The organism is Arthrobacter glycogeni (genome assembly GCF_054511155.1).
This window is the reverse complement of the sequence record NZ_JBTNDE010000022.1, coordinates 16,810-37,047: the sequence shown is the minus strand read 5'-3', so window position 1 is coordinate 37,047 and position 20,238 is coordinate 16,810. Positions and strand designations below refer to the sequence as shown.

Genomic DNA, 20,238 nt, shown 5'->3' with positions numbered 1-20,238 from the left:
CGGCCAGGGATTTCAATGCTAACAATCCAATGGAACGTACTAGACTTGGCACTTGGGCGTGTCGAGTGCCAGATTTGCCGGAAGTGTCAGGAACCGTGTGCGGAGGTGAAATGTGAGCGAACCACGCCGCCTTGAGGTGTTGCGTGCCATCGTCGAGGACTATGTGCATTCCCGGGAGCCGGTGGGGTCGAAGGCCCTGGTGGAGCGGCACCAGTTGGGCGTATCATCGGCCACCATCCGCAACGATATGGCGGTCCTCGAAGAGGAAGGTCTCATTACCGCACCGCACACCAGTTCGGGGCGCATTCCCACCGATAAGGGTTACCGGCTGTTCGTCGACCAGATTTCCGAGGTCAAGCCCCTGTCGGCGCCCGAGAAGCGCGCCATCCAGGCTCTGTTGGAGGGCGCTGAGGACCTCGACGACGTCATGGACCGGACCGTCCGGCTCCTCTCGCACCTGACCAATCAGGTGGCGGTTGTGCAGTACCCCCACCTGGGGAGCGCGGCGGTTCGCCACCTTGAGTTTGTGTTGCTGGCTCCGAACCAGGTGTTGGTGGTGCTGATCGCCACCAACGGAACGGTCCAGCAGCGGGTGGTACCCCTCCCCGAAGCGCTGCCAGAGACCAGCCTCGCCGAACTCCGGCAGCATTTCCTCGGCTCGCTGGCCGGCACCAGACTGACATCCCTGCCGCAGGAACTCGCACTCGCCGTCGCTGCGTTGCCGTTTCAGCAACGCCGGGCGGGAACCGTGCTCGCGCGAACGCTTGAACAACTCGCCGGCATTAACCGCGACGACCGGATTGTGATGGCTGGCACAGCCAACCTGGCCCGATCCACAGTAGACTTTCCGTTGAGTATTGGGCCAGTGCTGGAAGCCCTTGAGGAGCAGGTGGTCATGCTACGCCTACTGTCCGAGATGAAGCACGACGCGTTTGGGGTCTCGGTGCGGATCGGGCGGGAGAACCCGCACGGCGGGCTTGCCGAAGCCTCGGTGATTGCCACCGGATACGGCCGCGATTCGTTGGCCAAGGTGGGAGTCCTGGGACCGACCCGAATGGACTACCCCACATCGATGGCGGCAGTACGTGCAGTGGCCCGCTACCTTTCGAGAATTCTGACCGACTGAGCCGCAGCCACGGCAGCGATGAATGTGTTCCAGCAACAGCCAAGCCATACCAGGTGGGGCACGAAGCCCCCATCTGGTCAGTAACGTAGGAAGTGAAGTGCAGGAGTGAGTAATCACTATGAAGTCCTCGGTGTGAACCGCGATGCCAGCGGCGAGGAGATCAAGAAGGCGTACCGCAAACTCGCGCGTAAGCTGCACCCGGACGTCAACTCGGGCCCGGACGCGTCCGAAGAGTTCAAGCTGGTCACCCGTGCGTACGAGGTGCTGTCGGACCCCCAGAAACGCCGCGTGTATGACACGACCGGCAACGAGAACGGGACTGACAACGGTTTCGGCGGCGGACACGCCGGCCCGGGCTTTGCTTTTCAGGACATCTTCGAAACCTTCTTCGGTGGGGGTGGTCCAAGCGGCCCGCCGTCGCGCACACGCCGCGGCCAGGACGCGCTCATCGCCGTCCGGATCGACCTGGTGGACGCCGTCTTCGGGATCAACAAAAAGATCGACGTCGACACAGCAGCCGTCTGTCCTACCTGCGACGGGTCCTGCTGCCAGGCGGGCACCTCGCCCAGGACCTGCGACATTTGTGGTGGCTCAGGCCAGGTGCAGCGGGCTGTCCGGTCAATTCTCGGTCAGGTCATGACCAGTGCCACCTGCGGCACCTGCCAGGGCTTCGGCACTGTCATCCCCAACCCCTGCAACGAATGCAACGGCGACGGCCGCGTCCGCAGCCGCCGCAGTCTCACCATCAAGGTGCCGGCGGGAGTCTCCACCGGCACTCGGATCCAGCTCGGCGGCCAGGGTGAAGCCGGTCTCGCCGGCGGGCCCCAGGGCGACCTGTACGTGGAGATCCGGGTCAACCCGGACCCCACCTTCCTGCGCGAAGGTGACGACCTTCATGTCACCCTTAGCGTGCCGATGACCGCCGCCGCCCTCGGGACCACCCTGAACCTTGCCTCATTCGACGGCGACCAGGAACTCGGGATCAAATCCGGCACCCAGTCGGGTGAGATCGTCACCCTTCGCGGCCTCGGCGTCACCCACTTGCGTGGCTACGGTCGGGGCGACCTCAAGGTCCACCTCAACGTTGAAACGCCGCGGAACATTGACCAGGCGCAGGAGGAACTGCTGCGCCGCCTCGCCGAACTTCGTGGGGAAGAATTCGTTGACGGCCAGCTGGCCAGCAACGGTTCCGGAGTTTTCGCGAAGCTGCGGGAGCGGCTGGGTAATCTCTAGGCGTGAGTAACGCACTCTACTTCGGTGACCCCGCCGCTGTCGCCGCTGCGCGCGCCGGATCGGACTTCGTCCTGACCGGCGCCGAGGCGCGGCACGCCGCCACCGTCAAGCGGGTAGCGGTCGGCGAGACGATCGATGTCGCCGACGGCCGGGGGCGGAGGGTCGTCGGGACAGTGAAAAGCACCGGGCAGGACGTTGTCCTCGACGTCGGGGCGGTGACCGACGAACCGGCCCCCGCCTGCCGCCTGATCCTCATTCAGGCCCTGGCCAAGGGAGACCGCGATGAACTGGCGGTGGAGGCAGCCACCGAATTGGGTGTCGACGCGGTTGTCCCGTGGCAGGCAGACCGCAGCATTGTGCGGTGGCGGGCAGAAAAGGCGCTCAAGGGGCAGCGGAAATGGGAAACCACCGTGTGGGGCGCTGCCAAGCAGTCCCGGCGGGCGTGGCTGCCCGACGTCCATCCGCTGCTCGACAGCGGATCGCTTGCCCACTGGTTGGCGGGGGTGGACTTGGCCCTGATTCTCCACGAGGACGCAGCATTGGGGGTCGGCTCGCTCCTGCCACCACAGTCGGAGGGCCACCCCAGCGCCATCGCCGTGGTGGTGGGCCCCGAGGGTGGCATCAGTGCGCGGGAACTGGACCTCTTCACGGCCCAGGGTGCGCACCCAGCCAGACTGGGCAACCAGGTACTCCGCTCGTCCACCGCGGGCCCGGCGGCCCTCGCTGTACTGAGCCAACTGATCGGCCGCTGGTAGCGGGCACGCCACCAGCAACCGAGAGGCCTGTGTTCAATAACAGCTGGCGCTATTGTACGGTGATGCGTTTGGTGTCGGTGTTGAGTTCCGGCCCGGACGGGTCATCCGACGGGCGATCGAAGACGCTGATCTCGTACTCCCCGGGCAACAGGGCGATGGTGAACTCGAACGGCCCAGGAGAGCCGGGACCATCGTCCAGGCGGACCGTGCCGCTGCGGTAGGGCTCCAGCACGGCGCCGTCCACCGCGGAAATACGCCAGTGCAGTACACCGACCTCGGAAACCGCACTGCCAGCCACGGTGATCGTCGACTGGTCGCGGACCTCACCATGCTGCGGCTCAATAATCCAGATCGGGGCTATCAACGCGGCATCGCGCTGCATCCGCCCACCAAGTTCGATCTGCCCGAAGGCGTTGAAGCCGGCCACTCCATCGACCAGGACGACGACGCTGCCCGGGTCGCCGTCGGACACCAGCCCCGCGTTGGCGGCTGCGGCAGTTGCCGTATACACGAGTTGCTGGATGGCCTGATAGGCCGAGCCCTCATCAATCCCGGCACCGAAGGCATCCGACGAGATGTCGACGGTGATGATGTTGTCGGGGGAGATCGACGCACTTACCGTGCTGGCCGGCGACCACGACCCGAAGTAGTCCGGGTCCAGGGGGCTGCTGGCGGTCATCGCCTGGATCGCGGCAGCGATCGGGTCGCCACCCTGATCACCCTCGATGAACTCCCGGTACAACAGGAGGTCGCCTTCGTTGTCGCCCAACCAATAAACGGGGAGCAGATTGCCGCTAGTGGCCGTGGCGGGGGGGATAACCGAATTGGCCACCGACGAGGGATCGGTCAGAGTACTTGCCTGCTGTGGGAGGGATGTGGTGGCATCGTCACTGTCGATTGACGCGCAACCTCCCACTCCCGCAGTAATCAGCGAGATCAGCACGACCGTAGCGAGAACGCGGCCCCGACGGCGCCGCACCACTCCGCGTTGAAAGGTCCAGTCCATCGGTGTCCTGTCCTTTCGCCGGTCCGCAGGTCATTGTTCGTCGCAGAGTGGTGCATCCACGCAACGTCTTCAAGCTTGACATACGGCACCCCGACCAAAAGGGGGTTAAGCCAACTCGTCGCCGGACTGAGACAGTATTGGAACCGAGCCGTTGCAGGGAAGAGATCAACTGCTTCCTAGTGGCACTGACGCGGTGCCGGTCCTACGGATTCGCCGTGGGTGGAAACGCCCGGGTAGGGGAGCGCATAACGTAAGATTGACCGCGGGGCGGTATGCCGTCACCAACCGATTCAAGGAGAGATGGAAGGCCGCGAGGGCCGATTATATGACCGATTCTTCAGTTGGCATTAGCGCAGTGGGCATGGACACGAAGGTAGTCCACTTCGATTCGACCGAACAGATGGTTCAAGCGCTGGGAACCAACGATGAAGCGCTGAGGCTGATCGAGAGCACCTTCGTCGGGGTAAATCTCCACGTCCGCGGCAACGAGTTGTCCATCACTGGCCCCGCCGTCGACGTTTCACGGACCGAACGTCTGATCTCCGAGATCCGCACCCTTGCCGCCAACAACACCACCGTCAACCCCCAGGTGCTCAAGCAGCTGGTCGCGATGCTGAAGGACCAGTCGATCAGCAGTCCCTCCGATGTACTGACCATGAACATCCTCTCCTCACGCGGCCGGACGATCAGGCCGAAGACGCTGAACCAGCGTGACTACGTTGAGGCGATCGACCGGCACACCATCGTGTTCGGCATCGGCCCGGCCGGAACCGGAAAGACCTACCTGGCAATGGCCAAGGCCGTCCAGGCGCTGCAGCACAAGGAAGTCAACCGGATCATCCTCACCCGTCCTGCGGTCGAAGCGGGGGAGCGGCTCGGTTTCCTGCCCGGCACCCTCAGCGACAAGATCGACCCGTATTTACGGCCCCTCTACGACGCGCTGCACGACATGATGGACCCCGACACCATCCCCCGGCTGATGGCCGCCGGCACCATCGAGGTGGCGCCCCTGGCCTACATGCGTGGCCGCACCCTTAACGACGCCTTCATCATCCTCGACGAAGCGCAGAACACCACCCCGGAGCAGATGAAGATGTTCCTGACCCGGCTGGGCTTCGGCTCCAAGATGGTGGTTACCGGCGATGTGACCCAGGTTGACCTGCCCGGGGGGACCAACTCGGGCCTGCGGGTTGTCAGCGAAATTCTCGGTGGGGTACCGGACGTCAGTTTCCGCACCCTCGACGCGTCCGACGTCGTCAGGCACCGGTTGGTTGGCGACATCGTGACCGCCTACAGCGTCTGGGACGAAAACCAGCGGGCTTCGTCCGCCCGGGATCACCGCGGCCCACGCGGGCACGCCGGGGTCAAACCGGCCGGGGTCAAAGCATGAGCATCGAAGTCAACAACGAGTCGGGGATCCCGGCCGATGAAGAGAATCTGATCCGGCTTGGCCGCTTCCTCCTTGATGGGCTGTTTGTGCACCCCGAGGCCGAGCTTGCCATCATTTTGGTAGACACCACCACGATGGAGAAGCTCCACCTTGAGTGGATGGACGAACCGGGGCCGACCGATGTCCTATCCTTCCCGATGGATGAGCTCCGACCGGGGACTGCGGGCCGGCTCACCCCCGCTGGGGTGCTGGGCGACGTTGTGCTGTGTCCCGAAGTGGCGCAGGCTCAGGCCGTGAAGGCCGGGCATTCGACCCAGGAGGAACTGTTACTCCTAACAACGCACGGTGTCCTGCATCTTCTCGGATATGACCACGCCGAGCCGGACGATGAAGCGGTGATGTTCGCACTGCAGCGCCGCCTGCTGGCCGAGTTCCTGGGCGGAAAAGCGCCCGAGGAGACTGTCAGTTGATCATTTGGGTTCTCGCCATCATGGCGTTGGTGTTTGTTCTGGTAGCTGCCCTGGTGACTGCGGCCGAGGCCGCCTTCAGCTACCTGCCCCGCCAGGAGGGCGAAGAGCTGGTTCAGGGCTCATCGGGCAAGGCTCTGGAGGGAATCCTTGCGTCTCCGATTTCCCACATGCACGCGCTCCGGTTCTGGCGCGTCTGGTTTGAGATGGCAGCCGCCGTGGCGGTGGCGATCCTGTTCCACGATGTCCTGGACAACGTCTGGATTGCTGGACTGCTGGCAACCGCCACCATGGCCGCCGTCGGGTTCGTGCTGGTGGGCGTATCACCCCGCCAGCTCGGTCGGACCCACGCGAGCAGGGTGGTTCCTGCGACTGCCGGACTGGTGAGGTTCCTCTGCAGGATCCTCGGGCCGGTCCCGCGCTGGCTGGTCTCCCTGGGAAGCGCTATCACACCGGGTGCAGCCCGCGCCGAGGCTGCCTTCTTCACCGAGGAAGAGTTTCGCGAACTACTCTCCCGCGCCAACGACGCCGAAATGATCGAGGACAGCGAAGCCGAACTGATCCACTCGGTCTTCGAACTCGGCGACACCAAGGTCCGCGCGGTGATGGTGCCGCGCACCGACATGGTCTGCATCGACTCGGGTTGCACCCTGAAACAGGCGATGTCTTTGTTCCTCCGTTCGGGATACTCACGAATTCCGGTGATTGGCGAGAGCGCCGACGAAATTGTCGGCATCCTCTACCTCAAGGATGTGGTGGCTCAACTGCACGGCCCCGACGGTCATGACGAGGACCTGGTCGACGGCGTCTGCCGGGCCGTGCGTTATGTCCCCGAATCGAAACCAGTTAGCGATTTCCTGCAGGAGCTGCAGCGGGAATCGACCCATGTGGCGATCGTCATCGACGAATACGGTGGAACAGCCGGGCTCGTTACCTTGGAAGACTTGATCGAGGAGATTGTTGGCGAGATCGTCGACGAATACGATTCTGAGGTACCCGAACTGGAACAGCTGGCCAACGGCGAATACCGGATCAGTTCGAGAATGGGCATCGACGACCTAGGCGAAGTGTTCCACGTCGACCTGGAGGACGACGAGGTGGACACGGTCGGTGGGCTGCTCGCCAAGACCCTGGGTCGGGTACCCATCGTGGGCAGTGAGGTAACAGTCGGCAGTATCGGCCTGCGTGCCGAACGTGTCGAGGGTCGCCGCAACCGGGTTTCGCACCTTATTGTGTGGAAACGGGAACGAGCGTTCGACGACGACGGCCGGGACCGGAATCCCGCACAACTTCAAGGACACGGCGGAACATCATGAGCGAACACCATCACCGGGCTGGCTTTGTTTCCCTGGTCGGACGTCCCAATGCCGGGAAGTCGACGCTCACCAACGCGTTGGTGGGGCAGAAGGTGGCTATCACCTCCTCCAAACCCCAGACCACCCGCCATACCATTCGTGGCATTGTGCACCGGGAGGACGCCCAGCTGATCCTCGTTGACACGCCGGGGTTGCACCGGCCGCGTACCCTCCTGGGCCAGCGCCTCAACGACCTGGTCGCCGACACCCTCGCCGAGGTCGACGCCATCGGCTTCTGCATTCCCGCCAACGAGCCGATCGGCCCGGGCGACAAGTTCATTTCGCAGCAGCTCTCCAGGTTGCAGCGGAAACCCCTGATCGCTGTCGTGACCAAAACCGACCTCGTCGACCGCGCCGCCTTGACCCGCCAGCTGATGGCAGTCGTTGCCCTCGGCGAGGAAGTGCTGGGCGCTGACGGGTGGGCCGACGTCGTCCCCGTTTCGGCTGCTGACGGTTTCCAGGTGGAAACGGTCGGCGACGTTTTCGTCTCCCACATGCCCGAATCCCCGCCCCTGTACCCGGGTGGGGCTCTCACCGACGAACCCGAAGCCGTAATGGTGGCGGAACTGGTGCGGGAGGCGGCCCTTGAGGGGGTGCGCGACGAGATGCCGCATTCCCTCGCGGTGGTGGTCGACGAAATCGTCCCCCGCGAGGGCCGGAGCGCTGACAACCAGCTTCTCGACGTCAGGGTCAACCTGTTCGTCGAGCGCTCCTCCCAGAAGGCCATCATCATCGGCAAGGGTGGGTCCCGGCTCCGGGAGGTTGGCACTAACGCCCGCAAGAGCATCGAAGCCCTGCTGGGCACCCGGATCTACCTCGACCTGCACGTGAAAATTGCCAAGGACTGGCAGCGGGATCCGAAGCAGCTGGTGCGCCTCGGGTTCTAATCGGGCACTACCCGGTCGCAGCAGACGTTGTCTCTAGTGGCTGGGGTCAGTCCGCTCCGCTGGAACTCAGGCCAGCTACCACCGACGAATCCTTCGAAAGGGCTGCAACGCATGAGTAGTCGACGCGCCGATGCCAGCCACAACGCCGAAGGTTCAATGGTGTCTCCGGGCGGAAGGCATCTGGGCCGTCAGGCGCCGCAGCGGATACTGAAGATCATTGCTGTTGCCCTGGCCGCCGTCCTGGTGGCGGGCGTCGGATTCGCGTCAGTGCAGCTGCTCCGGCTCCAGGGCAACGTCGCAACACAGCCACTGAACCTCTCAACCGATCAGGGCGACGACGCCGCAGCCAACATTGACAGTGACCCCGTCCAGGTGCTCATCCTCGGTACCGATACCCGGACCGGCGCAGACAACGCGGCGTATGGCGGCGCTGAGTTCACCACCGAGACCGGCAACTCCGACGTGATGATGCTCATGCACCTGTCCGCTGACCGCGAGGACGTGACAATGGTCAGTTTCCCCCGCGACCTTCTGGTGCCCTTACCGGCATGCCTCGATCCGGAGACTGGAACGCTCAGCCCATCACAGGACCTCGCCATGCTCAACGGCGCGCTGGGCAACGGCGGGCCGGGTTGTACGGTCGCCGCGATCAACGAACTGACCGGGCTGAAGATTGACCACTTCATGATGGCTGACTTCAACGCGGTCAAGGAACTCTCGTCAACGCTCGGCGGCGTTGACGTCTGCGTCAATGAGGCAATCGAGGACACCTACTCGGGTCTCAGCCTCCCCGCCGGAACCTCAGAGGTGGAAGGCGAACAGGCCTTGGCCTTCCTCAGGACCCGACATGCGTTCGGCGACGGCGGGGACGAAGGCAGGATCCGTGCCCAACAGTCCTTCATGGCGTCGCTGGCCCGCAAGATCCAGGTGGAGGGCACGCTCACCAACCTTCCCCGCATGTACGCCATCGCTGAGACAGTCACCAAGAACCTTACTGTCGACGACGGTCTGAGCCAGATCCCCGACCTGCTTCGTCTGGCAGATCGACTCAAGGACGTCGACCTCGCCAAGGTTGCTTTCGTGACAGTGCCCGTGCTGCCGTATGAACCCGACCTCAACCGGCTGATCCCGGACGAGGAACGCGCAGAAGAGCTCTTCGCAACCCTCGTCGAGGACCGCAGTATCGTCGCCGAACCGACCCCCGAGCCTTCCGGATCCAGTAGTTCGCCCGGCTCGACAGATGCGGCGGAGAGTCCAGGCATGGAACCGTCCGACGCCGCTCTGGACTTCGATCCGGCGGGCGTCCCGTTCACCATCATCGATTCGTCGGGGGAACCGGATCGCGGGGAGGAGATCCTGGATCTCCTCCTGGGCGAGGGGTACACGCAGGCGGTCGTCACCGAGGATGTGGCCACCCCGGCGACGCAGCTGTTCGTGGGCCCGGGCTATGAGGCGATCGGCGCAGCAGTAGCCGAGCTGTTCGGCCTGGCCGAGGTACAGGTGCTCTCCAGCCCGGCCACCGTGGGCCTGGCGTTGAGCGTCGGTGAGGATTTCACCTCGGGCGACACCGTCTCGACAGAGGGGTTGCCCCCGGAGCTGTCCGGCCAGACAGCAGATCAGGTGACCTGCCAGGCATCCTTCGGGTCTTAGCGGCTACCAGATCCTGACCCGCAGGGCGGGGTCCAACCACAGGTCGTCGCTGTCGGTGACGGAGAACGCATTGTGGAACTGGTCGAGGTTCCGCACCACCTGGTTGCAGCGGAACTCGTTGGGGGAGTGCGGGTCGACGGTGAGGCGGCGGAGAGCCTCCTCACCGCGGATTTTCTGCCGCCAGCATCGCGCCCAGGAAAAGAAGAAGCGTTGTGCGCCAGTCAGGCCATCAACCTCCGGTGGCTCGTGGCCGTCGAGGCTGAGGAGATAGGCCCGGTAACTGATCGTCAGACCGCCCAGGTCCCCGATGTTCTCTCCCAGGGTCAGCCGGCCGTTCACTGAATGTTCCCGCGCTTCTGCAGGGGACAGGTGGTCGTACTGGTCCACCAACTGTTGGGTCAGCGCATCGAACGCGGCACGGTCCTCGTCGGTCCACCAGTTGGCGAGCCGGCCGCTGCCATCAAACTGGGAGCCCTGGTCATCGAAACCATGACCGATTTCATGGCCGATCACCGCACCGATCGCCCCATAGTTCACGGCCGGATCAGCGTCAACGTCGAAGAACGGTGGCTGCAGGATGGCGGCGGGGAAAGCAATCTCGTTCATGGTGGGCAGGTAATACGCATTGACCGTCTGCGGGGTCATCAACCAGTTCCCTCGGTCAACCGGTCCACCGAGTTTCGCGAGCTGACGATCGAGTTCAAACGCGGTGGCCCGCTGCACATTCCCGTAGGTGTCGCCGTCGACAATGTCCAGTGCCGAATAGTCAATCCACGAATCGGGAAACCCGATTTTGGTGTGGAACTGGTCCAGTTTCGTGAGGGCCCGCGATTTGGTTTCGTCGGTCATCCAGTCGAGGGAGCTGATGCTGCTCCGGTAGGCGGCCAGGAGATTCTCGACGAGGCCGAGCATGACCGCCTTGTGGGTGGGCGGGAAATGCCGGGCCACGTATTCGCGCCCAACGGCTTCGCCGACTGCCCCTTCCACCAGCGCCACCGACCGCTTCCAGCGGTCCTTGATCCTGGGCGTCCCGCTCAGCTGGGTGCCGTAAAACTTAAAGGCCGCGTCGACGAACGGCTTGCTGAGATAGCCCGCGGCGTGCAGCAGCACCCGGGTGGCCAGCCAGCTCTTCCACACGCTCAGGTCTTCGGTGACCAGCAGGCGGTCCACGGCTGCCAGATACTCCGGCTGGCTGACCACCAGCTCCCCCATTCCGGTGTTGTTTCCGGTCAGCCGGTCCAGCCAGGCCCGGCTGAACGGCGCGAGCTCGGTCAGCGCATCAAGGGTCAGCAGATTGTAGGTGGCCTGCGGGTCCCGCCGGGTCACCGTATCCATGTGGGAGGCGGCAAGCTGTGTCTCAAGGCCAACGACTGCCTGTGCCCGTTGCTCGGCGTCGGGCTCTCCCGCCGCCGTCAGCAAGGCTGCGAGGAGCTGCCGGTACTCGTCCCGGGTCTGGCTGAACTTGTCCTCACGGTAATACGACTCATCGGGCATGCCCAGCCCCGACTGGTAAAGGTGCACCACGTAACGCTCCGGATTGCCTGCGTCGTTGCTGACATAGGGCAACGCCAGGCCGGCACTTCCAGTGCGGGACAGGTCGGCGTCCAACGCGACCAGCTCGGCAGGCGACCCCACAGCGGCGATCCGGCGGAGGATCGGTACCACCGGGTCGGCGACCAGCCGCTCGATCCGTTCCTCATCCATGAACGAACTGAACAGCGCCTTGATCCTGAAGGTGTCTCCGGCGGCGTCCGGCGTGGCGGCGGCGTCCTCGATGATCTCGCGGACGGCCAGTTCGGCTGCGTCACGCAACTGGGTGAACGCGCCCTCGAGCGGCCGATCCGACGGGATGTCGGTGGCGTCAAGCCAGTTGCCGTTGATGTGGCGGAACAGGTCGTCCTGCACGCGGGGCGCGGTAGTCGTGGTCGCGCTGGTCGTGGCTGCCGATGCCATGGGTGGTCCTAACCGCTGAGAGTGAAATCGTTCCGAAGCCCATCCTATGCTCCGTGCTAGGGTTGGCTTGTGCGCGCAGAACTGCTTCTACTTAGCTGCCGTGGCGGGGCCAGAACGACTTCCTAGTCAAGGCCGACCCCCCGCTGCGGAGTCAGTAACGCCCCGGCCCAGTCGTGAAGCATCTGCCCCAAGAACTTCCACAGAACAGGCCAACCCCCCATGCGCAACGCACAAAAACCCTCCGGAATGCCGTTTCACAAGTACACCCCGTTCCAGGACCAGATCACCGTCCACCTGCCGGACCGGACCTGGCCGGACAAGGTCATCACCAAGGCGCCGCGCTGGTGCGCCGTCGACCTGCGGGACGGCAACCAGGCGCTGATCGACCCCATGAGCCCTGAACGTAAGCACAAAATGTTCGATCTGCTGGTACAGATGGGCTACAAGGAAATCGAGGTGGGGTTCCCGTCCGCGTCGCAGACCGACTTTGACTTTGTCCGCCAACTGATCGAGACGGACCGGATTCCCGACGACGTCACGATCCAGGTCCTCACCCAGGCCAGGGAACACCTGATCGAGCGTACCTACCAGTCCATTGACGGCGCTGACCGGGCCATCGTTCACCTCTACAACTCGACGTCCGTGCTGCAACGACGGGTGGTCTTCAACCAGGACATGGACGGCATCGTCGACATTGCGCTGACCGGCGCGCGGCTCTGCCGCAAGTTCGAGGAGACCCTTCGAAACACCCACATCACCTACGAGTACTCACCGGAGTCGTTCACCGGCACAGAGTTGGAGTTCGCTGCCCGGATCAGCAACGACGTTGCCGCCGTGCTCGAGGCCGGTCCCGACCGCCAGATGATCCTGAACCTGCCGGCAACAGTCGAGATGGCCACCCCCAACGTCTACGCCGACTCCATCGAATGGATGTGCCGCAACCTGGAGAACCGGGACAACATCATCTTGTCGCTCCACCCTCACAACGACCGCGGTACGGGAGTGGCGGCGGCGGAGCTTGGGTACCTGGCCGGCGCCGATCGGATCGAAGGGTGCCTCTTCGGCAACGGTGAGCGCACCGGCAACGTTGACCTGGTCACCCTGGGTATGAACCTCTACGGGCAGGGCATCGACCCGCAGATCGACTTCTCCGACATAGACCACATCCGACGGACCGCTGAGTACTGCAACCAGCTGCCCGTCCCGGAACGCTCGCCCTACGGCGGGGACCTTGTGTTCACCGCATTCTCCGGCTCTCACCAGGACGCCATCAAAAAGGGCTTCGAGCGGATGGAGAGCGACGCCGCCGAAGCGGGCAAGACGGTCGAGGACATCCCGTGGGCTGTCCCGTACCTGCCGATCGATCCGAAGGATATTGGGCGCAGCTATGAGGCAGTGATCCGGGTGAACTCGCAGTCCGGTAAGGGCGGGGTGGCATACCTGCTCAAGAACGAGCACAGCCTTGACCTGCCCCGGCGGGCGCAGATCGAATTTTCGGGGGTCATCCAGCGGCGGACGGACACCGTCGGCGGAGAGATCAGCGGTGCCGAACTGTGGAAGGTGTTCCAGGACGAATACCTGCCCAGCCGGTCCGGAGGCGCGGGCACCTGGGGTCATTACGCGCTGATGAGCGTCAACACCGCGACAGCCGAAGATGATTCCTTCAAACTGACAGCCTCTTTGCTGGTCGACGGGGTCCAGCAGCGCCGCTCCTCCCAGGCCAATGGCCCCATCGCGGCCCTCCTGGGCATTCTGGGCGAAGACGGCGTCGACGTCAGGGTGCTCGACTACACCGAGCACGCCCTGTCAGCCGGCGGTAACGCCCGGGCGGCAGCCTACGTCGAATGCACCATCGGCGAGCGCGTCCTGTGGGGGGTAGGTATCGATTCAAACACCACGATGGCCGCGTTGAAAGCGGTCATCTCAGCAGTGAACCGGGCCATCAGGGACCAGCAGCAGTCCAGCTAGCAACCGGGACGCCCCCGGCACTGGTTCATGCCGCACTGGTTCATGCGGCGCCGGTGCGTCCGGCGGCGGGGCGGCGCGCCACCGCCGGATGCATCGGCAAAGGGTAAGGGGTGCGAAAATAGGGGAGTGTCTTCGTCTTTCGCTTCCCGCACCTACCGCGCTGAAGGCGTGGTGCTGCGCACCCACAAGCTGGGCGAAGCCGACCGGATCATCGTTTTCCTGACCCGGGACCACGGGCAGGTGAGAGCCGTTGCCAAGGGGGTGCGGCGCACCAGCAGCAAGTTTGGTTCGCGACTGGAACCGTACATGACCGTCGACCTGCAGTTGGTCGCCGGTCGGAGCCTCGACGTGGTTACCCAGGCCCAGACGAAGGGCGCGTACGGTCACGGGATTGCCGCCGACTACGGCCGCTACACGGCCGCCGCGGCGATCGCCGAAACCGCCGAACGGCTGACAGACGCCGACGGCGAGTCCTCCACCGCACAGTACAACCTGATCGTTGGTGCGCTCTCAGCCCTCAGTAGGGGGCTGCACGCCCCGGAGCTGATCCTCGACTCCTACCTGCTGCGGGCCCTGGCCACCGCCGGGTGGGCGCCGAGCTTCACCGACTGCGCCCGCTGCGGCACCCCCGGACCGCACACCGCGTTTTCGGCACCACTGGGCGGGGGCGTCTGCTCGGATTGCCGGCCCCCCGGTGCGGCGTCGCCGTCGGCCGAGTCCATGGCGCTGCTGGCCGCCCTGCTGTCGGGGGACTGGGAAACGGCTGATGCTTCAGGTCCGCAGTCCCGCCGGGAAGCGGCAGGACTGGTGGCAAGTTACCTGCAGTGGCATCTTGAACGTGTCGTCAAGTCCCTCAAACTAGTGGAGCGTCAGTGATCCAGAACCGACCGGGTACCCCTTCGGAGCCGTGGCCGCACCCCAGCGGTGAGACGGCGCCCACCATTCCCGCGCAGTTCGTGCCCAAGCATGTGGCGATCGTAATGGACGGTAACGGCCGGTGGGCCAACCAGCGCGGCCTGCCCCGGACCGAGGGTCACCGGGCCGGCGAAGCAGCGCTGCTGGATGTGATGGCCGGTGCCATCGAGATCGGGGTCACCCACGTCTCCGTTTACGCCTTCTCCACCGAAAACTGGAAACGGTCCCCCGACGAGGTGCGTTTCCTGATGGGTTTCAGCAGGGACGTCCTGCGCCGGCAACGGGATCAGCTCGACGCCTGGGGGGTCAGGATCCGCTGGTCGGGGCGGCGGCCACGATTGTGGGGATCGGTGATCAAGGAACTTGAGGTCGCCGAGCGGCAGACCCTGGGCAACAGGACGTGCACCCTCACCATGTGCGTCAACTACGGGGGCCGGGCCGAGATTGCCGACGCCGCGCGAGCCATCGCCGAGCAGGTGGAGGCGGGGAATCTGCGGGCCTCGGCGGTGTCCGAGAAAACAGTGCAGAAGTATCTCGATGAGCCCGATCTACCCGACGTTGACCTGTTCCTCAGGACGTCGGGTGAGCAGCGTCTGTCCAACTTTATGTTGTGGCAGTCCGCTTACGCCGAAATGGTGTTCATGGATGTCCTCTGGCCCGACGTCGACCGGCGGGTGCTGTGGCGGGCCATCGGGGAATACGCCGCGCGGGATCGCAGATACGGCGGAGCGGTCGACCACTCGGCGTCGGCACCGGGCTAGCTCAGTCGCTAGTGCAGTCTGGGCTGGTCAAACTGGGCTGGTTCAAACTGGGCTGGTTCAAACTGGGCTGGTCCAGCTGGGCTGGTTCAAACTGGGCGAGTCCAGCCAGCGGTGTTCAGGCCCGTTGGTTTACAGGCGGTGCCCAGGCCTGCCGCCCCAGCCGGGTTGTTTCCTGACAGCGCAGCCAGGCATCGAGCGACTGGTACACCCTGCGACGCACCGGCTCCCGGGACAGCAGGACGTCATGCAGGGCGTCCTCGAACCGGCAGACGGTAACTGTTGACCCGAGTTGCAGAGCCCGTTGGGTCATCAGGGTGACATCGAGGACGCTGTCCGTGGTGAGCATCGCGTCATTCCAGACAGGGCTGACCGACGATCGGGCGGAAGCCAGGACCAACACGGGTACATCAATGGTCAGCCCTCTGCGCACCTGCGCGTGCCCGGCCAGGACCGCCGCAACCCACCCGGCCCTGATCGGGAACCCGAACTCGGGGCGCCATTGCGGGTGGAGTTCCCATTCCCCGTCGGCGGCGTTGCTGATGCTCCGCCAGTAGAAACCGAATTCGGGCAACTTCAGCCGAGCCTTCGGCCTGAAGCGGATGATGGGGTCCAGCAAACCCTGGGTGGCGCCGCGCAGGATGGCGCTACCCTGCACATCCAGCCACGGACTGTTCAGGATCAGGCTGGCGATCCGGCCAGGATTCCGGTTCGCCCAGAGGGAAGCGACCAGCGCACCCGTGGAGTGCGCCATCAGATGGATGTCCGCCCGGACGGGGGTTCCCCGCTGCTCGGCCAAGTGAGCGGAGATTGCCGTCAACGCGTGGTCAATGTCGTCGTCGTACTCGGTGAGGTTCGTGACATACCCGGGGGTCTGCCAGGTGCGGAGGCTCCGCCCGTATTTTTTCAAGTCCAGCGCGTAGAACGCGACGCCGCGCTCGGCGTAGAACTCGGCCAGCCCACGGTGCATGAAATAGTCGCTCCAGCCATGCAGATACAGGACGGCGGCGACGGTCCGGGAGTCCGCGTCGGGCACAGATCCGGCCTCACCGTCAGATTCGGCGGGGACTGGCGCCGGGTGGTTCCGGAGCGCCGACCACCAGGCGCTCAGGTTGGCGGTAATGCTGCGGCGCAGGGTGAAGTTCGTTGCGGTGGGCGGGGGACTGGCCGGCGCCGGGACGACTGGACGGGCGTAGGACACCAGGGTGGCGACGCACGGGCCCTCATCGTCGGACCCGAGGTTCAGTTCGGCGCACGTGAACCCGTCGCCGAGATAGTCCGGTTTCCAGATCAACCCCATCCGAAAACTGTAACCGCAATTGCGGTTGACGGGCCCGCACCACGGCTTGCCCCTTCGACAACGAGTTGTTGTTGACTGGCCCCGCATGGGAGTTTTAGACCATGCGAATCTACCCGGCGATTTTCCGACTGCTTTTTGCCCGCATGGATGCCGAAAGGGCTCATCGGATCGGGTTTCGCCTGATTCGGGTAGCCGGGCGCACGCCGGCAGGACTGGTTCTGCGCCAGCTCACCAAACCGCATCCGGGGTTGCAGACCAGCGCCCTGGGGATGACGTTTCCATCGCCGTTTGGTCTCGCCGCCGGTTTTGATAAGGAAGGGCACGGGATTGCCGCCCTGACCAGCCTGGGGTTCGGCCACGTTGAGGTAGGCACCATCACCGGTCAGGCGCAGCCCGGCAACCCGACGCCCCGCCTGTTCCGGCTCATCGCGGATCGTGCGGTGATCAACCGGATGGGCTTCAACAACGACGGGGCCGCTGCGGTCGCGCCGCGCCTCCGGGCGGCCCGTACCACGCTGGAACGGCGGTACGTTGCCAACCGGCCCATCATCGGCGTCAATATCGGCAAGACAAAGTCAGTCAACCTGCGGGACGCGGTCGAGGACTATCTGGTCAGCACCCGCGAGCTCGCCCCCGCCGCCGATTACCTGGTGGTCAATGTCAGCTCGCCCAACACACCAGGTCTTCGGCTCCTCCAGGACGTCGAATCGCTGCGGCCGCTGCTCACCGCAGTCCGCCGGACCGCTGACGAATGCGCCGGCCGGCCGGTGCCGCTGCTGGTCAAAATTGCGCCCGACCTTGAGGACCAGGACATTGACGACGTCGCTGCCCTCGCTGTCGACCTCCGGCTGGACGGGGTGATCGCCACGAATACCACAATCACCCGGTCCGGTCTGGTCACCGACAACGCAACGGTGATGAAGTGCGGCGTCGGCGGTCTCAGTGGAGCCCCCCTGAAGCAGCGTTCGCTCGAAGTGCTCCGACGCCTGCGGGCGACCGCCGGGGACCAGCTGGCCATCGTGTCGGTTGGTGGCGTCGAAACCGCCGAGGACGTACTCGAACGCCTTGATGCCGGCGCCACCCTGGTCCAGGGGTACACGGCGTTCCTCTATGAAGGACCGTTCTGGGCCCGCAAGATCAACCGCCGCCTTGAGGCACTGCTCGCCGCCCGGCAATAACCCTGAACGGCAGAAACCCTGAACGGCAACATCCCGGGAAACAAACGAAAACGCCCCTGGCTGTCGAAGCCGGGGCGTTTTCGAAGTATTTCTAGGCGGGGTATTGGCCGCGCTTCACAAGTGCCTTGGGTAGCCGCAACCGGCGAAGCTGCAATGCACGGGTGACTCCGTACCAAAGATCGCCGCGGCCTGGTTCGCCGAACTTGGCGGTCAACCGCTTCTTCAGGCTTCTTCGGAGCAGGAAGCAGTCGACGACGACGGCGATGATGCCGATCCAAAAAGCGTTCAACGCGATGGCCTGCACCTGCATGCTGGGCACGAAGCTGAGCAACACAAAAACCAACGCCGCGACCATCAGGAACTCGCCGAGGTTCCAGCGGGCGTCAACAAAGTCCCTGACGTAGCGACGGTTCGGGCCCTTGTCGCGCAGCGGTAGGTACCGTTCGTCACCGGTGTCGAGGGCCTGCCGTGTCTTGAGCCGCTCTGCCCGCTGCGCGTCGCGGCCTGCCGCCTTGGCTGCCTTCCGGTCATCGGGGACCAGCGGGCGCTTCCTGGCAGCCACCTGCGAGCTACGGCGCGGCGTCGGCACCCCCTTACCAACTGAGCGCTCTACGGGTAACTGGTCTACCGGGGCCTCAGGGCCCTCTTTTCTACGTCCAAACACCCTTCAAGGATACCCGCCGCGTCGGGCCCGTTCGCCCGGACTTGCGTCAGTGGGATGTGTAGCGTCCCTGTCCAGCGCTACTGTGTAAGGTCGTCTTCATGACTCAGCAACGACTTCCGTCCAGCACAGACTTCTCAACCCAGGATCTCCGCGCCGCTGTCGCGGCGGGCTTCGATGGGACAGTCAGTCAGCTTGTCGACCTGGTGGCCATTCCCGGGATCGCCTGGGCGGCCTTCGACCCGGCCGAGCTGGATCGCAGCGCCGCCGCTGTCGCGGAGCTGATCCGGGCCGCGGGCATCAACGACGTCCAGGTGCTGCGGGTCAGCACGGACGGTGTACCGGGTGGTCCCGCCGTCGTTGCGCGCCGTCCCGCCGCGCCCGGCAAGCCGACAGTCCTGCTCTATGCCCACCACGACGTCCAGCCGCCGGGGGACCCTGCCCTGTGGGAAAGCGAGCCGTTCACCGCCGTCGAACGCGATGGCCGGTTGTATGGCAGGGGAGCGGCCGATGATAAGGCCGGGATCATGGCGCACCTCGGTGCGCTCCGGGCGTTGGACCAGGTGTTGGGGGAGGACTTCGGCGTCGGCGTCACCCTGTTCATTGAGGGGGAGGAAGAGGCAGGCTCACCAACGTTCAGGACCTTCCTCGACACCCACCGGGAGTTGCTGCAGGCGGACGTCATTGTGGTGGCCGATTCCAGCAACTGGAAGGTCGGCGTTCCGGCCCTTACCACCAGTCTCCGCGGGCTGGTCGATGGAACCGTAGAAGTACAGGTCCTTGAGCACGCGGTGCACTCGGGGATGTTCGGGGGGCCGGTTCTCGACGCGCCAACCCTGCTGTCCCGGCTGATCGCCACCTTCCATGACGACGCCGGCGACGTCGCCATTGCCGGACTGGCCGGCGGCGACGACGCAACAGTCGACTATCCGGAAGCCGACTACCGTGCCGACGCCTCAGTGCTCGGCGGCGTGCGGCTCGCGGGCACCGGGTCCATCGCGTCACGGCTCTGGACCAAACCGGCCTTGTCCATCATCGGACTGGACGCGCCGACCGTCGCGCTGGCATCAAACACCCTGCTGCCGCGGGCGCGCGCCAAGTTCAGCCTGCGCCTTGCGCCGGGCCAGGATCCGGCGTCGGCCATGGCTGCGGTAAGAGACCACGTCCAACTGAACGCACCCTTCGGTGCCACGGTGACGTTCACCGCCGGTGAGACTGGCAACGCCTTCGCTGCCGACACCGCGGCGCCAGCAGCGAAGACAGCGCTGTGGGCACTCGAGGAAGCCTGGGGCGTCCCGGCGGTGGAAGCAGGCATGGGCGGTTCAATCCCGTTCATCGCGGACCTCACCGAGGTGTATCCGGCTGCGCAGATCCTGATTACCGGTGTTGAGGACCCGGATTCCCGCGCGCACAGCGCCAACGAATCGCTGCACCTCGCCGAATTCCAGAAGGCTGTCCTCGCCGAGGCCTTGATCCTCTCCCGGATCAACGCCGAGGGCCTCTGACGTCCCACCACCGAATGGCGGAACCTGGGGCCCAGGACGGGCAGAATCCGCCGGGTTGGTTCCGACCGGGACTACCGACGTACCATTGAGCAGGACGCAAATCCGCGACACGTGTCCACAGCGAGGAGAAA

17 protein-coding genes are annotated in these 20,238 nt (G+C 64.8%); 13 read left to right on the top strand and 4 right to left on the bottom strand.

Annotated features, from left to right (window positions below; all coding sequences use genetic code 11):
* The first annotated feature begins 112 nt into the window (after positions 1–112).
* The 3 genes from hrcA to ACX80O_RS14025 all read left to right on the top strand — a co-directional run bounded on the left by hrcA (position 113) and on the right by ACX80O_RS14025 (position 3,114).
* On the top strand, positions 113–1,126 hold the full coding sequence (gene hrcA / locus ACX80O_RS14035; RefSeq protein ID WP_459333801.1) for a heat-inducible transcriptional repressor HrcA: 1,014 nt from the start codon (positions 113–115) through the stop codon (positions 1,124–1,126).
* Between the two features lie 105 nt (positions 1,127–1,231).
* Positions 1,232–2,359: a molecular chaperone DnaJ gene (gene dnaJ / locus ACX80O_RS14030; RefSeq protein WP_459309006.1), complete on the top strand. Its 1,128-nt coding sequence runs from the start codon at positions 1,232–1,234 to the stop codon at positions 2,357–2,359.
* A 2-nt stretch (positions 2,360–2,361) separates the two neighbouring features.
* Positions 2,362–3,114 (top strand): 16S rRNA (uracil(1498)-N(3))-methyltransferase, encoded by a 753-nt coding sequence (locus ACX80O_RS14025; protein WP_459309004.1) that lies wholly within the window; start codon positions 2,362–2,364, stop codon positions 3,112–3,114.
* Positions 3,115–3,163: 49 nt separating this feature from the next.
* Here the strand turns inward: ACX80O_RS14025 and ACX80O_RS14020 are convergent, their stop codons facing one another.
* A complete protein-coding gene (locus ACX80O_RS14020) occupies positions 3,164–4,120 on the bottom strand; it encodes a GerMN domain-containing protein (protein WP_459333800.1) in 957 nt (318 codons plus the stop codon).
* 325 nt (positions 4,121–4,445) lie between these two features.
* On the opposite strand from ACX80O_RS14020, the gene ACX80O_RS14015 reads away from it, so the two are divergent.
* The 5 genes from ACX80O_RS14015 (at position 4,446) to ACX80O_RS13995 (ending at position 9,869) form a co-directional block, all read left to right on the top strand.
* Positions 4,446–5,510 carry a PhoH family protein gene (locus ACX80O_RS14015; protein WP_459309000.1) on the top strand — a complete coding sequence of 355 codons (1,065 nt, stop codon included), beginning with the start codon at positions 4,446–4,448 and terminating at the stop codon, positions 5,508–5,510.
* Complete coding sequence (gene ybeY, locus ACX80O_RS14010) at positions 5,507–5,980, top strand: rRNA maturation RNase YbeY (RefSeq protein ID WP_459333799.1); 474 nt, start codon at positions 5,507–5,509, stop codon at positions 5,978–5,980. The genes ACX80O_RS14015 and ybeY overlap by 4 nt, the downstream gene beginning before the upstream one ends.
* 20 nt (positions 5,981–6,000) lie before the next feature.
* Positions 6,001–7,293: a hemolysin family protein gene (locus tag ACX80O_RS14005; RefSeq protein ID WP_459309035.1), complete on the top strand. Its 1,293-nt coding sequence runs from the start codon at positions 6,001–6,003 to the stop codon at positions 7,291–7,293.
* Complete coding sequence (gene era / locus ACX80O_RS14000) at positions 7,290–8,219, top strand: GTPase Era (protein WP_459333798.1); 930 nt, start codon at positions 7,290–7,292, stop codon at positions 8,217–8,219. The genes ACX80O_RS14005 and era overlap by 4 nt, the downstream gene beginning before the upstream one ends.
* 111 nt (positions 8,220–8,330) lie before the next feature.
* Entirely contained in the window at positions 8,331–9,869 is a 1,539-nt protein-coding gene (locus ACX80O_RS13995; protein ID WP_459333797.1) for an LCP family protein, read from the top strand.
* 3 nt (positions 9,870–9,872) lie between these two features.
* Here the strand turns inward: ACX80O_RS13995 and ACX80O_RS13990 are convergent, their stop codons facing one another.
* Positions 9,873–11,822: a M13 family metallopeptidase gene (locus tag ACX80O_RS13990; protein ID WP_459333796.1), complete on the bottom strand. Its 1,950-nt coding sequence runs from the start codon at positions 11,820–11,822 to the stop codon at positions 9,873–9,875.
* 219 nt (positions 11,823–12,041) lie between these two features.
* On the opposite strand from ACX80O_RS13990, the gene leuA reads away from it, so the two are divergent.
* The 3 genes from leuA (at position 12,042) to ACX80O_RS13975 (ending at position 15,466) form a co-directional block, all read left to right on the top strand.
* Positions 12,042–13,790, top strand: coding sequence for a 2-isopropylmalate synthase (gene leuA / locus ACX80O_RS13985; RefSeq protein ID WP_459308990.1), 1,749 nt, complete (start codon positions 12,042–12,044; stop codon positions 13,788–13,790).
* 126 nt (positions 13,791–13,916) lie between these two features.
* Complete coding sequence (gene recO, locus ACX80O_RS13980; RefSeq protein WP_459308988.1) at positions 13,917–14,666, top strand: DNA repair protein RecO; 750 nt, start codon at positions 13,917–13,919, stop codon at positions 14,664–14,666.
* A complete protein-coding gene (locus ACX80O_RS13975) occupies positions 14,663–15,466 on the top strand; it encodes an isoprenyl transferase (RefSeq protein ID WP_459333795.1) in 804 nt (267 codons plus the stop codon). The genes recO and ACX80O_RS13975 overlap by 4 nt, the downstream gene beginning before the upstream one ends.
* A 115-nt stretch (positions 15,467–15,581) precedes the next feature.
* Here the strand turns inward: ACX80O_RS13975 and ACX80O_RS13970 are convergent, their stop codons facing one another.
* Positions 15,582–16,763: an alpha/beta hydrolase gene (locus tag ACX80O_RS13970; RefSeq protein WP_459333794.1), complete on the bottom strand. Its 1,182-nt coding sequence runs from the start codon at positions 16,761–16,763 to the stop codon at positions 15,582–15,584.
* A 101-nt stretch (positions 16,764–16,864) separates the two neighbouring features.
* Here ACX80O_RS13970 and ACX80O_RS13965 point away from each other — a divergent pair, with 101 nt between their 5' ends.
* On the top strand, positions 16,865–17,941 hold the full coding sequence (locus ACX80O_RS13965) for a quinone-dependent dihydroorotate dehydrogenase (RefSeq protein WP_459308982.1): 1,077 nt from the start codon (positions 16,865–16,867) through the stop codon (positions 17,939–17,941).
* Between the two features lie 91 nt (positions 17,942–18,032).
* Here the strand turns inward: ACX80O_RS13965 and ACX80O_RS13960 are convergent, their stop codons facing one another.
* A complete protein-coding gene (locus ACX80O_RS13960) occupies positions 18,033–18,605 on the bottom strand; it encodes a DUF3043 domain-containing protein (protein WP_459333793.1) in 573 nt (190 codons plus the stop codon).
* A 98-nt stretch (positions 18,606–18,703) separates the two neighbouring features.
* Between ACX80O_RS13960 and ACX80O_RS13955 the strand changes: the two genes are divergently transcribed.
* On the top strand, positions 18,704–20,107 hold the full coding sequence (locus tag ACX80O_RS13955; protein ID WP_459333792.1) for a dipeptidase: 1,404 nt from the start codon (positions 18,704–18,706) through the stop codon (positions 20,105–20,107).
* Positions 20,108–20,238 lie beyond the last annotated feature (131 nt).

What these genes read in the sequence shown, in the direction of transcription:
- ACX80O_RS14020 (WP_459333800.1), bottom strand. Translation starts at nt 4,120, where the DNA reads ATGGACTGGACCTTTCAACGCGGAGTGGTGCGGCGCCGTCGGGGCCGC.
- ACX80O_RS14015 (WP_459309000.1), top strand. Translation starts at nt 4,446, where the DNA reads ATGACCGATTCTTCAGTTGGCATTAGCGCAGTGGGCATGGACACGAAG.
- ybeY (WP_459333799.1), top strand. Translation starts at nt 5,507, where the DNA reads ATGAGCATCGAAGTCAACAACGAGTCGGGGATCCCGGCCGATGAAGAG.
- ACX80O_RS14005 (WP_459309035.1), top strand. Translation starts at nt 6,001, where the DNA reads ATGGCGTTGGTGTTTGTTCTGGTAGCTGCCCTGGTGACTGCGGCCGAG.
- era (WP_459333798.1), top strand. Translation starts at nt 7,290, where the DNA reads ATGAGCGAACACCATCACCGGGCTGGCTTTGTTTCCCTGGTCGGACGT.
- ACX80O_RS13995 (WP_459333797.1), top strand. Translation starts at nt 8,331, where the DNA reads ATGAGTAGTCGACGCGCCGATGCCAGCCACAACGCCGAAGGTTCAATG.
- ACX80O_RS13990 (WP_459333796.1), bottom strand. Translation starts at nt 11,822, where the DNA reads ATGGCATCGGCAGCCACGACCAGCGCGACCACGACTACCGCGCCCCGC.
- leuA (WP_459308990.1), top strand. Translation starts at nt 12,042, where the DNA reads ATGCGCAACGCACAAAAACCCTCCGGAATGCCGTTTCACAAGTACACC.
- ACX80O_RS13970 (WP_459333794.1), bottom strand. Translation starts at nt 16,763, where the DNA reads ATGGGGTTGATCTGGAAACCGGACTATCTCGGCGACGGGTTCACGTGC.
- ACX80O_RS13965 (WP_459308982.1), top strand. Translation starts at nt 16,865, where the DNA reads ATGCGAATCTACCCGGCGATTTTCCGACTGCTTTTTGCCCGCATGGAT.
- ACX80O_RS13955 (WP_459333792.1), top strand. Translation starts at nt 18,704, where the DNA reads ATGACTCAGCAACGACTTCCGTCCAGCACAGACTTCTCAACCCAGGAT.